Source organism: Pseudoalteromonas sp. UBA2102 (genome assembly GCF_002331165.1).
Lineage (GTDB): Bacteria > Pseudomonadota > Gammaproteobacteria > Enterobacterales > Alteromonadaceae > Pseudoalteromonas > Pseudoalteromonas atlantica.
Window position 1 is genome coordinate 1 of the sequence record NZ_DCYU01000074.1, and the last position, 13273, is coordinate 13273.

Below are 13273 nucleotides of genomic sequence, written 5' to 3' on the forward strand. Positions count from 1 at the left end.
ACCTCACCATGTTTTATTTTTATTGTTACGCCGTCGTTGGCTATACATCCGGGGTACTGCTTTGTCATTCCCTGCATAGTAAGGCGGTATTTATTGTCCATTATTTAAACCTTTCTTTGTGCTTGTTGGTTAAATAAGCTAGCCTAGAAACTTAGCTGACCAAGCGGTCAACAATGGCATGGTATCTGCAATTAACTTACCAAGATGAAAAAGTTTTTTTCTTACCTGCTTAAAAACAACAAGAAAAAATATACGCCAAGCCTTTACATATCAGGGCTTTATAAAAGTTAAGGGGGTCTGTGTGATTACGTTTTTATTAAATGACACGCCAATAGAAGTAGAAGAATGCGCGCCGAATCTCACCATTTTGGACTGGCTTCGCACCAAAAAAGGGAAAATGGGCACCAAAGAAGGGTGTGCAACAGGCGATTGTGGCGCATGCACAATTTTAGTTGGCGAAGAAAAACTAAATTCAAACGGTGAGCCAGTTTGGCACTATAAAACCATGAATAGTTGCCTGCTTTTATTAGGTAATGCACACGCAAAACACATAGTAACCGTAGAGGCTGTAACAACTGGGCTTTACCCTACACTTAACGATTTACACCCAGTGCAACGCGCATTGGTTGAGTGCCATGGTTCGCAATGTGGTTTTTGTACCCCTGGCATAATAATGAGCATGTTGGCGCTTTATATTAATAACCCGACTTACCCAGGTAAAAAAGCCGCTATTCATGCGCTAGGGGGAAATTTATGTCGTTGTACGGGTTACAGCCCTGTTTTACTTGCAGTTGAAAAAGCTTATAGCTACGAGCGTAAAAATGAGCCTTACTCTGCCATGGCGGCACAATTTAAGGCATCACTAAATATAGGTGATGACATTCCTTGTTTAAAAAATGGCGCTCGTACGTTTTATTTACCGCAAAGTGCAGCGCAACTTGTTGAGCTTAAAGCGCGTTACCCACAGGCACACCTGGTTGCTGGTGGCACCGACTTTGCCATTGAGCTTAGCCAAAACATGCTATTGCCCGATATTATTATATCGCTTAGCCAAACCAGTGAGCTGTGCACTTTAACCGATAACAGCGGCGAGCTACATATTGGTGCAGCACTCCCTTACAGCCAATTTGTTGAAGCGTTTTACACTTACTACCCTGAGTCTAAAGAGCTGTTTGAACGCCTTGGCTCTAACCAAGTACGTAACAGTGGCACCTTAGGTGGCAGCATAGGAAACGCCTCTCCTATTGGCGATCCTGCCCCTTTACTCATTGCACTTAATGCCACTTTAGATTTATTAAGCACTACAGGCACACGCACAATAAACGTGGCTGACTACTTTGTTGATTACAAAAAAACAGTAATTAAAAGCGATGAAGTCATTAGCAAAATTACCGTACCTAAACGCCCAGACTCGTTAAAGCTTGCCTGTCATAAAATTTCAAAACGCTTTGAAGATGATATATCTACTGTGTGTTTAGTGCTGGCTATAGAGCAAACGCAAGGCGTAATTAGCAATGCCCGCTGCGCCATGGGCGGTATGGCTGCCATACCAAAACGCGCCGCACACATAGAGCAAAAGCTTAATACTCAGTCCTTGCAAGTAAGCACGTTTATAGATGCCGCTAGTGCTATAAATGATGACTTTGCTCCCATGAGCGATGTACGTAGCAGCGCACATTACCGCACTACGGTAAGCAAAAACTTGCTACAGCGTATTGGTATTGAGTTTTGCGGTGCACAGCCAAGCAGTAAAAATAATAACAACATTGCCATTACGAGGATTTCACATGCGTCACTTTGAAATGGATAAACTAAAAGCCCAAGGCGGAAGTGTTGGCCAATCTAAGTATCACGAAAGCGCAATAAAACAAGTATGTGGCAATGCAAACTACGCCGACGATAACCCTGAGCCCCATGGCTGCTTGCACGCCTACCCAGTGCTTGCGCCTATTACCAGCGGCTTTATTAAATCAATTGATACAAGTAAAGCGCTTGAAGTGGAAGGCGTTATGCGTATTTTATCGGCCGATGATGTACCCGGTAAGCTTGATATTGGCCCAGTATTCCCTGGGGATGTGCTATTAACCAATCACGAAATTCAATACCACGGACAACCGGTGCTGGTAGTGGTTGCCAAAAGCTACGCCATTGCGCGCCGCGCTGCTCGCTTAGTGGTTATAGAATGCGAGCAAACCACCCCCATACTTGATATTAAAGAAGCGATTAAAAAAGAGCACTGGGTAAGGCCGCCGCATTCACTTAACCGCGGTAATAGCGAGCAAGCCATTAATAATGCAGCCCACCAACTTAAAGGTGAAATACACATAGGCGGGCAAGAACACTTTTACCTTGAGGGGCAAATAGCACTTGCTCAGCCCGACAACGATGGCGGTATTCATGTTCAGTGTTCTACACAGCACCCAACAGAGGTGCAGCACTTAGTTGCTAAAATTTTAAAAAAGCCATTTAGCTTTGTAAACGTAGAAACCCGCCGCATGGGCGGAGCCTTTGGCGGTAAAGAAACCCAAGGCGCGCCGTGGGCTTGCCTTGCAGCACTTGCAGTTTACTACCTTGGCTGCGCCGTTAAAATGCGCCTAGCCCGCAGCGACGACTTTAAACTTACCGGTAAGCGCCACCCATTTTATAACCAATACCATGTAGGGTTTGACGAAAATGGCCTAATTGAAGGCGCTGATGTAACCGTAAATGGATTTTGTGGTTATTCGCCTGATTTATCTGATGCCATTGTCGACCGAGCAATGTTTCATGCTGATAACGCTTATTACTACCCAGTTGCCACCATTAAAGGGAATCGCTGTAAAGTAAACACCGTAAGTCACACTGCGTTTAGAGGATTTGGTGGCCCGCAAGGCATGATCATGGGCGAGCTAATAATGGACGACATAGCCGCTAAATTAGGTAAAGATCCGCTTGAGATCCGAAAACTTAATTTATACAAAAAAGGCCGCGACACCACCCCGTATCATCAAACAGTAGAGCAGCATATTTTAAAAGATATGATAAGCCAGCTTGAGGAGTCGGGTGATTACTGGGCGCGAAAAAAGGCAATTAAAGCCTTTAACGCATCATCGCCTATTATCAAAAAAGGCCTTGCGATGACGCCGGTTAAATACGGTATATCGTTTACCGTACAGCACTTAAACCAAGCGGGTGCATTAGTGCATGTATATAGCGATGGATCAATTCATTTAAACCATGGCGGCACCGAAATGGGTCAAGGGCTTAATACAAAAATAGCGCAAATAGTAGCCCATGGCTTTGGCGTTGATTTTGACGCAGTAAGCATAAGCGCTACTCGTACCGACAAAGTACCAAACACCTCGCCAACTGCTGCATCAAGCGGGACTGACCTAAACGGCATGGCAGCGCTAAACGCGGTAAATACCATAAAAGAGCGTTTAATAAATTTTATAAGTGATCACTTTGAAGTAGACAGCCAAAGTATTGTATTTAAAGATAATCTCATTACCTTTAGTAAAGGCGAAATTAGCTTTAGCGAACTTGCAAACCTTGCTTATATGAATCGTATATCGCTTTCATCAACCGGTTATTACGCAACGCCTAAAATTCATTACGATAGAGCGAAAGGCGAAGGCCGCCCATTTTTTTACTACGCACACGGCGTAGCGCTCAGTGAAGTAGAAGTAGATACGCTGACAGGCGAAAACACCGTAACCCGCGTTGATATACTGCACGATGTGGGCAGCTCAATTAACCCTGCACTTGATATAGGCCAAATTGAAGGGGCTTTTGTACAAGGTATGGGCTGGCTTACCACCGAAGACTTACAATGGAATGATAAAGGCCAGCTTGCAAGCTTTGGCCCTGCTAACTACAAAATTCCTGCAATTGGCGATACCCCAGCCGAATTTAATGTAAATTTATATAACTCAGCAAACCCAGAAACCACGGTATTTAGATCAAAAGCGGTTGGCGAACCGCCGTTTATGTTGGCCTTTAGTGTGTGGAGTGCTATTCGTAATGCCATAAGCAGTGTGGCCGATTACAAATACACCGCCCCACTTGATACACCTGCTACACCTGAGCGTGTATTAAATGCAATTGAGCAAACCGCTAGCAGGTTTAAGGAGCAGCAACATGGCTAATTTAAATGAGTCGTTTCAGGGTTTTCATACGCAAAATTGGGCACAAGCTATAAACGAGCACGAACAAAGCGGCACTAATTATGTTATTGCCACTGTGCTTGGCACCAATGGCTCAACCCCACGTGGCACGGGCTCTAAAATGGTAATAAGCGGCGAGCACATTTACGACACCCTTGGCGGTGGACACCTTGAATACGTAGTTATAGAAAAAGCCCGCGAGCTACTTGCCAAAGGCGAGGCAGCGCAAGTGATAGAGCAATTTAACCTAGGCGCAAATTTAGGCCAATGCTGCGGGGGAGCTGCCACTGTTATGCTTGAGTGCATGCAATGCGAGCGCTTTACGCTTGATATTTATGGCGCAGGCCATGTAGCACAGGCGCTTATTGGTATATTGGCGCAATTACCTATGCGCATACGCTGGATAGATAGCCGCGCCGATGTATTCCCGCAAGTAATTCCTAATAACGTAATAAAAGTGGTTGATGAAGAACCAACAGAGCAAGTAAAACGCGCGCCAAAGGCTAATAATTACTTAATATTAACCCATAACCACCAGCTCGATTTTGCACTCACACAAGCCATTATTAAACGCGCTGATGCTAATTGGCTTGGTGTAATTGGCTCAGATACCAAAGCAAAACGCTTTAAACAGCGCTTAGCCCATCGCGATTTTACCACCGAGCAAATAAAGCAAATGACCTGCCCTGTTGGGCTTGAAAATGTAACGGGCAAGCTCCCTATGGAAGTAGCAATATCAATTAGCGGGCAGTTAATTGGGCTTTATCAGGCTATGCAAACCCATGCGCCAAAACGCCAAGGCTTGCAATGGCGTGCACTTAAAAATGCCTTAATTAGCACCACGCACGAGGAAGAAAACGCATGAGTAGCTTAAAAATTAACGACCTAAATGCAGCGCAAGCGCATCAAGCATTAGAGCATTGCTGCGCCGCCCCTAACTGGGTAAGCGGTATGCTAAATATCATGCCATTTGAAAATAAAGAGCACTTATTTAACAGCGCACAAAGCGTATGGGATAGCCTAGGCGAAAGCGATTATTTAGCCGCTTTTGAAGGCCACCCGCAAATAGGCGATTTATCAACATTAAGTAAAAAGTACGCCGCTACAGCGCAAAAAGCGGGGCATGAACAATCAGGCATGAGTAAAGCAAACGAGCAAACCCTAAAAAAAATGATTGCGCTAAATAAAGAATACCTCAGTAAATTTGGCTTTATATTTATTGTGTGTGCCAGTGGTAAAAGTGCTGAGCAAATGCTTGAACTTATTGAGCAGCGCATACACAACACCCGCAGCACAGAGCTTAATATAGCCGCGGGCGAACAAGCCAAAATAACAAAAATAAGATTGGAGTCATTGCTATGAATAAAAGCCCTATCACTACCCATATTTTAGATACCAGCACAGGCAAACCGGCAGAAAATGTAGCTGTACAATTGTTTGTATACGCTAATAACGAGTGGCAATTAATTGCTCAAGGTAAAACAAATAGCGACGGGCGAATTACCGACTGGCTCAACACAGACGTAGAATTTGCAACCTATAAACTGGTTTTTGACTTAGATAGCTATTATGAAAACCAAGAAACACCTGCGTTTTACCCTGAGGCGCAAATTACCTTTAGATTACAAGATAAAAAACACCATCATATTCCGTTATTGCTTAGCCCATTTGGCTACTCAACGTACAGAGGCAGCTAATTATGAGCACCCACAACAATAATAAAATGACCGTAATTTGTGCCAACATACTCGATTTTGTTGACGACCCCGCCATAGCAGGCGAAAGCGCCCATCGCTATTTTGAAAAAGGCGCGTTAGTTATTCAAAACGGCAAAGTGGTTAACCTTGGTTACGAGCAAGACATACTGCCAAGCATTGATAAGTCAGCCACTATTATTCGCCACGATGGTAAATTAGTAATGCCCGGCATGATAGACACGCACATACATTTGCCGCAAACCGAAATGGTAGGCGCGTATGGTGAGCAGCTTTTAAGCTGGCTTACCGAATACGCGTTTCCAACCGAAAAAAAGTTTACCTGTGAGCACTATTCAAAAGATATATCTAATCGCTTTTTAGATGAGCTACTGCGTAATGGCACCACTACCGCATTGGTATTTGGCACTGTGCACCCGCAATCGGTAGATGCGTTTTTTAACGAATCTCAAAAACGTAATTTACGTATGATTGCCGGTAAGGTAATGATGGACAGAAACTGCCCAGATGACTTATCAGATTGCGCGCAAACCAGTTACGATCAATCAAAAGCACTGATAGAAAAATGGCACAATGTTGATAGGTTAAGCTATGCAGTAACGCCACGTTTTGCGCCCACATCTACCCCAGAGCAACTACAAAAATGTACTCAATTATTAGAAGAATACCCCGACACCTACCTGCATACCCACTTATCTGAAAACAAAGACGAGTGCGAATGGGTAAAAGGGTTATTCCCAGAGGCTGATGATTACCTAGGCGTGTACGAGCAAGCTAAAATGGTGCGTAAACGCTCGGTATTTGCCCATAGCATTCATTTATCTGAGCGCGAGCTGTGCTGTCTTGCCGATAACAACGCGGCTATATCGCACTGCCCTACCTCTAACTTATTTTTAGGCTCGGGCCTTTTAAATTTAAAGAGATGTGAAGAGCATGGAATAAATGTGGGTATGGGTACCGATGTTGGCGCAGGCACAAGTTTTTCTATGCTACAAACAGGTAACGAAGCGTACAAAATTCAGCAGCTACAGGGTCAAAAGTTCTCAGCATTTAAAGGGTTTTATTTAGCCACCCTAGGCGGCGCGCGTGCCCTTGATTTAGAAGGCACCATAGGTAACTTTAATGAAGGCTGCGAGGCCGACTTTATTGTAATGGATTACGCGGCCACCTCCTTTTTAAAGTTCAGAATTGGCCATGCCAAAACCCTTCACGAACAGCTTTTTGCCATGATGATGCTAGGCGACGACCGCTGTATTGAACAAACCTACATTATGGGTAAAAGCGTGTATAAACGCGACCAACAAGCCCAGTTTGCAGCCACACCCACACCCGATTTAGAAGAGGCATAACCCGATGGAAAACTATTTATTTGAGCTTGCTCATTTGGTGTTTAGATACTTTCACGTGGTAGCAGGTATAGCGTGGATAGGCGCCTCATTTTATTTTGTGTGGCTTGATAATAACTTACAAACACCGCCACAATGGAAACAAGATAAAGGCATAAAAGGCGATTTATGGGCTATTCATGGCGGCGGCTTTTACGAAGTGGCTAAGTATCAAAATGGCCCAGAACAAATGCCCTCTACCCTACATTGGTTTAAGTGGGAGGCCTACACAACCTGGATCAGCGGCGCGCTGTTATTTACGCTGTTATATTATGTGGGTGCAGATGTGTATTTACTCGATGCCAGTAAAAGTGAGCTCAGTAAGTTTGCAGCTATTGGTGCATCACTTGGTTTTATAGGCTTAGGCTATGGTGTTTATCGGTTATTGTGTAAAAGCCCGCTTGTTGAAAATGGCAAGGCATTTATTGCCCTAGGTGTAGGCTTTTTAGCGTTATGGACGTATGGGGTTGATCAGCTATTTAGTGACCGCGCAGTGTATATTCATGTTGGTGCATTAATTGGTACCTGTATGGCCGGTAATGTATATCACATTATTATGCCTGCACAGCGCTACATGGTAAGCGAAGTAGAAGCTGGGCGCATTCCTGATTCAGCGCCGGGCTTAAAAGCAAAGCAGTGCTCAGTACATAATAACTACGCCACCCTACCAGTTATATTTATTATGCTAAGTAACCATTTTTCGTATACCTATAGCCATGAGTTTGGTTGGTTAGTGCTTATTGGCTTTTTTATTATTGGTATGTGGATACGCCACTTTTTTAATTTAAAGCACCAAGGTGTTAATAAGCCTTCAGTGCTAATAAGCGGTATTGCCGCGTTTTTTGCGTTAATGCTAGCCATAGCACCGTGGCCAAGTAGTTCTGTAAACGCACAAAATGAGCTACAAGCAAGTATAAGCGATGCGCAAGCGTGGGATATTATTAATAAACACTGTACACAGTGCCACAGTGAAACCCCTACATCAAAGCTTTTTCAAACCGCGCCGCTCGGCTTTAAGCTCGACTCACTTGCTGATGTAAAAAAAGCCAGTGCACTTATTCATACTCGCGCCGTTATTACCAAAGATATGCCATTGGCAAATATGACCAAAATGACTGATGCAGAGCGTGAAATGCTTGGCACTTGGCTCAGCGCAGTAAAAAAGGAGCAGTAACATGAGCGAGCAATTTAAACACTACCCGCGCGATTTAATTGGTTATGGTGCACACACTCCGCATGCCAATTGGCCTAATAAAGCCCGTATAGCTGTACAAGTAGTATTAAATTACGAAGAAGGCGGTGAAAACTGTGTACTGCATGGTGATGCAGCAGCCGAAACATTTTTATCTGAAATAGTCAGTGCCCCGCATGTAGAAGGCCGCCACATAAGCATGGAGTCTATTTACGAATATGGCTCGCGCGCAGGTGTGTGGCGCTTACTTAAACTCTTTAAAAAATACGATATACCGGTCACCATTTTTGCTGTGGCAATGGCCCTTGAGCGCCACCCCGATATAGCTAAAGCCTTTGTTGAAGCTGGGCACGAAATTGCAAGCCACGGCCTGCGCTGGATTAATTATCAATATATAGATAAACAAACCGAGCGCGAGCACATGCAAAAAGCCATTGAAATCATTCAAACGCTTACTGGTAAAAAGCCCTCAGGCTGGTACACCGGGCGCACAAGCCCTAACACGGCAGCCCTTGTGGTAGAAAATGGCTCGTTTTTATATGATGCCGACGATTACAGCGACGACATACCCTTTTACAGTATTAAAGAAGGTAAGCCACAGTTAATAGTGCCCTACACGCTTGATGTAAACGACATGCGCTTTGCCGCTGTGCAAGGCTTTAATGCCGGCGATCAGTTTTATAATTATTTAAAAGATGCGTTTGATACGCTTTATGAAGAAGGCGACCCACAAGGTGAGAACGCCCCTAAAATGATGTCTATAGGGCTGCATTGTCGCTTAATTGGCCGCCCAGGGCGCATTAAAGCCCTTGCACGGTTTTTAGAATATGCTAAATCGCATGAGCAAGTTTGGTTTGCCACGCGCGAGCAAATCGCCGAGCACTGGCTTAAAACTCATCCGTATAATACCAATCCGCAATAGTACTTAATCATTTTCAGGGGCTAAACGTGTCGCTATCTGCGTTAAAAAATTCTCATTTAGAACAACTAAATAGCGAATTTTTTGCCTTGCTATCAACACGTTTATCCATCCTCAAAATAGATTACTTAATTATGCGCATTGGTATAATAAAGCCTAGATGTGAACCGTTAAAACTAAATTCTAAGAGCTTATTAGATTTATCGTAAAACAAAAAAAGCCCAGCAGTGCTGGGCTTAAGGTCACTTTAGGAGTAGTTAGTTAAATGACACTGTAATGATGTTAGAACATACATTTTCAGTTACACATAATTGGTAATCGTACGATGGTAATGAAGCACCACGTACGTAGTCGCGGTAACGGCCGTTGTCTGATGTGGTATCAACCAGCTCACCGTTACGGTATACGCTTAATGACTCAGCGCCAACACGTTCCCAACTTAAATCTACACGCATAGTATCAAGGCGAGATTTATTAGCGCGTTTAAGGGTAAGCTCAAGCTCTACATCACTTACTACAACCGTTTGCGTTGACGTGCTTGTATTGCCTTCGCTGTCAGTTACGGTTAGTACAACATCATAATTACCAGAGGCTGCATAGACATGCATTGGGTTTTGATCAGATGATGTTGCTCCATCACCAAACTCCCAGCTCCACTGTGTAATATCGTTATTTGCATCCGTACTTGAATCTGTAAAGTTAACGGTTAAACCTTGTGTTTCTACATCAAAACCCGCACGCGGTGGTTGTGGGCTAACTTCACCAATAGCGCTTAATGTAAGAGACCAAGTATTAATGGTACCCGTATCGGCTGCTGCGGTATCTTCAACGTGTAGCGTCCAATCACCTGTTGCCACTTCACCGTTAAATGACTCAGATGTAAAGCTTCTCACTATGTCGTCGCTTGAACCACCCACGTTGCTTTGTAGCGTTACTTGCGTGCCTTGTGCTGATACTAGCTTAACCACTAAGTCCCCTGAGTAAGTATGCGTAATATCAACATCCGCTGTTGTACCAAACACAGTTAAATCATCAGGCACATTAATTACTGATACGGCGCCCACTGGCGAGTTATCAGGAATATCAACACTTGCATTACTGCTGTAGGTAAAGTCGTTTAGGCCTACCGGTTGAATCATTAATTTAACTGACTGCTGTTTAACAATTTCATCCGCTGTTGCAGTAACGGTTAGCTCGTATTCACCCCACTGTGTATCAGTGTCGGTTTCAACGTTAAGCATTACTTCATCACCAGGGCGAGCCGTGCTAGCCGACAAATAAGCGCCGCTTAATGTTGATGATAGTTCAAGCGTTACTTCTTCATCCCACTGGGCAATTGAGCCAATGGTAAATGTGTAATTTGTAGCTTGGCCCGCTACAATTTGTTGCGTAAGTGGATCGGCTGAAATTTTAAAGCCAGGTGTAGGATCTGCATCAATAAGTGCTTGGTTAACATTAAGACGCGTACCTGCCACCGTTACACCTTGCAGTGCAGCGTTTGCATCGCCAGAACTCATTAGTAATTCTTTAAGCTCTTGTGTGTTAAGTTCTGGGTTAATAGATAGCACTAACGCTGCAGCGCCAGCTACATGAGGAGTCGCCATTGATGTGCCTGAGTAAGACGCATAGCTCTCACCTGGTGTAGTAGATAAAATTGCGCTACCAGGGGCGCCCATGTCAACGCTGGTTAAACCATAATGCGAAAACCACGAAATATTATCGGTTTGATCCGTACTTGCTACAGATAACACGCTTGCGTTTTCGTAGTTAGAAGGATAATGCGGGTTTACATCGTTATCTATGGTGTCGTTGCCCGCTGCCGCTACAAACAGTAAATCGGCTGCTTCGCTTGAGGCAATTGCATCGGCTAATGCTTGGCTATAACCGCCACCGCCCCAGCTATTATTTAAAACACGTAAGTTAACACCGGCATTTTTAAGTCCTACCATGTAATCAATACACTTAATTGCATCTGATGTTGAGCCATTACCTGCAGCATCTAAAAACTTACACCCTACCAGCGATACTTCGTGGTTAACGCCTACAACACCTGTTGCGTTATTACCGCTTGCGCCTATGGTGCCCGATACGTGAGTACCATGGCCTTCATCATCCATAGGGTCACCACTGTTGGTAATTGCATTAATACCGTGCACGTCATCTACAAAGCCGTTACCGTCATTATCGATGCCATCTCCAGGCACTTCACTGCTATTAACCCACATATTGCTAGCTAAATCGCTGTGGCTATAGTCAATACCGGTATCAATTACACCTACCACAACATCGCGGCTACCTGTCGAAATATCCCATGCTTCTACTGCATCAATATCAGCATCGGCAGTACCGCCTGTTTGGCCGTCGTTATTTAAACCCCATAACTCATCAAAGCGCGGATCATCAGGCGTTTGAGCAATGCTTACTTGGTAATCAGGCTCAACATATTCAATCGCTTGGTGAGATTTTAAGCGCGCAATGGCTTCTTTAGTACTCATGCCCGAAATTTTAAACTTAGCTAACCGCCCAGAAAGTAAAGACTTATAGTTATCATCAATTTCATCAGCGTTTACATCTGAAATTTTTGCTTTAACTAACGAACGCGCTTGTTTACGCATTTGTGCTGATGCATTTTTTTTGTATTTAACAATTACTGCATCACTACTTGCTACAACAGGGTGTTTAACACCTGCATCAGGTAGTTTTGCAGCAGCTAAACACGGGAGTAAAGCAAGAGTGATAATAGATAATTTTGTTTTCATTGTTCTATCCATAGTTGGTTTAACTTAGCCGTACTAAGTAAGTTTACTTACAACTTCAAATACAAGAGGATCACGTGGCATAGAACTAGAAAACTAATAAATCTGGATTTACACAAGTCAAAAAATAACAAACAACTAAAAATCAACATTTTTAACCAGACTGATTAACAAAAAAACATACAACACAGTCATTTTTATGAATTACCGTCCGCCATTTTTACCTTTTTAAGGACCAAACATTTTTACTAGTTTTCCTTCCCAATTTTGTTCCTATATAGATACTTTTTTATAACTCGATGAAATACATAAAAAATAAAATTGGTAAAAAAAGATGATTTAAGTCCTTCGCCGGGGAGAATACAGTGAAGGTGTTCTTACAAAAAAGTTTAGCCACTTTATGTTTAATAAAAATGACAGGCTTAAACTTAGCATTTGTAATAACAAACGATTTACAAAATCAAATTAACAGTGGATCACACCATTATTTCAGCACGGCATGCTGAGCGAAAATATCTTATTAAAATTTATAACACTTAAGGTATTTGATTTTACTATTTCAAGGAGAATAATAATGAAGTTGAATAAAACACTTTTAAGCTGCGCTGTTGCATTAGCAGTCGGTACCAGCTTTGCCTCACACGCAGATACACAAAACAAATCAGTGTCTAGCTCGCAACTAAGTACACAGGTATCTACAGAGAGTCTAGAAAACAGCTTAACCCTCAGCCAAACTTCAAATGAAAATAACGCGTTTCTTTATCAAGAAGGCGACAGCAACACCATGCTTGTTACCACCACAGGTAACAATAACGACACTGAAGTTGTGCAAAGCCAATTTGGTAATTATGCCGAAGTAACAACAACTGGCGATAACAACACGCAAGTGTACTCGCAAGATGGCGTTGCTAATGGGTTTATTTCTGAGGTAACAGGTAACAACAACATGTTATTTGTTAGCCAATTTGGCCAAGGCTTTTTCGTAAATAACGAAGCGATTAATATCGTAACTGGTGATGACAACCTTATTGATGTAGAGCAAGGTAGCGGCGGCCACTGGTTCTACAACATGGATATGCAAGGTAATGCAAATGAAATCATGTCTTTACAACAGGGTGAATGGCATGAAGCAGAAATCACCATGCTTTCAGGCGATGAAAA

At 43.3% G+C, this 13273-nt stretch carries 9 protein-coding genes and 1 pseudogene; 9 read left to right on the forward strand and 1 reads right to left on the reverse strand.

Going from position 1 to position 13273, the window contains the following annotated elements; all coding sequences use genetic code 11:
* Positions 1-301 precede the first annotated feature (301 nt).
* Genes xdhA through puuE form a run of 8 tightly spaced genes read left to right on the forward strand, consistent with a single transcriptional unit; the run spans position 302 to position 9359 of the window.
* A complete protein-coding gene (gene xdhA, locus B2R65_RS10470) occupies positions 302-1801 on the forward strand; it encodes a xanthine dehydrogenase small subunit (protein WP_286742358.1) in 1500 nt (499 codons plus the stop codon).
* Complete coding sequence (gene xdhB, locus B2R65_RS10475) at positions 1788-4127, forward strand: xanthine dehydrogenase molybdopterin binding subunit (protein ID WP_286742361.1); 2340 nt, start codon at positions 1788-1790, stop codon at positions 4125-4127. Before xdhA ends, xdhB begins: the two co-directional genes overlap by 14 nt.
* Positions 4120-5010 carry a xanthine dehydrogenase accessory protein XdhC gene (xdhC, locus tag B2R65_RS10480; protein ID WP_273586950.1) on the forward strand — a complete coding sequence of 297 codons (891 nt, stop codon included), beginning with the start codon at positions 4120-4122 and terminating at the stop codon, positions 5008-5010. The genes xdhB and xdhC overlap by 8 nt, the downstream gene beginning before the upstream one ends.
* Complete coding sequence (gene uraD, locus B2R65_RS10485; protein ID WP_024032836.1) at positions 5007-5507, forward strand: 2-oxo-4-hydroxy-4-carboxy-5-ureidoimidazoline decarboxylase; 501 nt, start codon at positions 5007-5009, stop codon at positions 5505-5507. The genes xdhC and uraD overlap by 4 nt, the downstream gene beginning before the upstream one ends.
* Positions 5504-5842: a hydroxyisourate hydrolase gene (gene uraH / locus B2R65_RS10490; protein ID WP_054981691.1), complete on the forward strand. Its 339-nt coding sequence runs from the start codon at positions 5504-5506 to the stop codon at positions 5840-5842. The genes uraD and uraH overlap by 4 nt, the downstream gene beginning before the upstream one ends.
* Before the next feature lie 2 nt (positions 5843-5844).
* Positions 5845-7209, forward strand: coding sequence for a guanine deaminase (gene guaD / locus B2R65_RS10495; RefSeq protein ID WP_286742368.1), 1365 nt, complete (start codon positions 5845-5847; stop codon positions 7207-7209).
* A 4-nt stretch (positions 7210-7213) separates the two neighbouring features.
* On the forward strand, positions 7214-8419 hold the full coding sequence (locus B2R65_RS10500; protein WP_286742371.1) for a urate hydroxylase PuuD: 1206 nt from the start codon (positions 7214-7216) through the stop codon (positions 8417-8419).
* Between the two features lies 1 nt (position 8420).
* Positions 8421-9359 carry an allantoinase PuuE gene (gene puuE / locus B2R65_RS10505; RefSeq protein ID WP_286742374.1) on the forward strand — a complete coding sequence of 313 codons (939 nt, stop codon included), beginning with the start codon at positions 8421-8423 and terminating at the stop codon, positions 9357-9359.
* Between the two features lie 254 nt (positions 9360-9613).
* On the opposite strand, the gene B2R65_RS10510 is transcribed toward puuE, so the two are convergent.
* Complete coding sequence (locus B2R65_RS10510) at positions 9614-12115, reverse strand: S8 family serine peptidase (RefSeq protein ID WP_121638308.1); 2502 nt, start codon at positions 12113-12115, stop codon at positions 9614-9616.
* 571 nt (positions 12116-12686) lie between these two features.
* Between B2R65_RS10510 and B2R65_RS10515 the strand changes: the two are divergent.
* Positions 12687-13273 (forward strand): annotated as a pseudogene (locus B2R65_RS10515) (curlin); the annotation flags it as partial.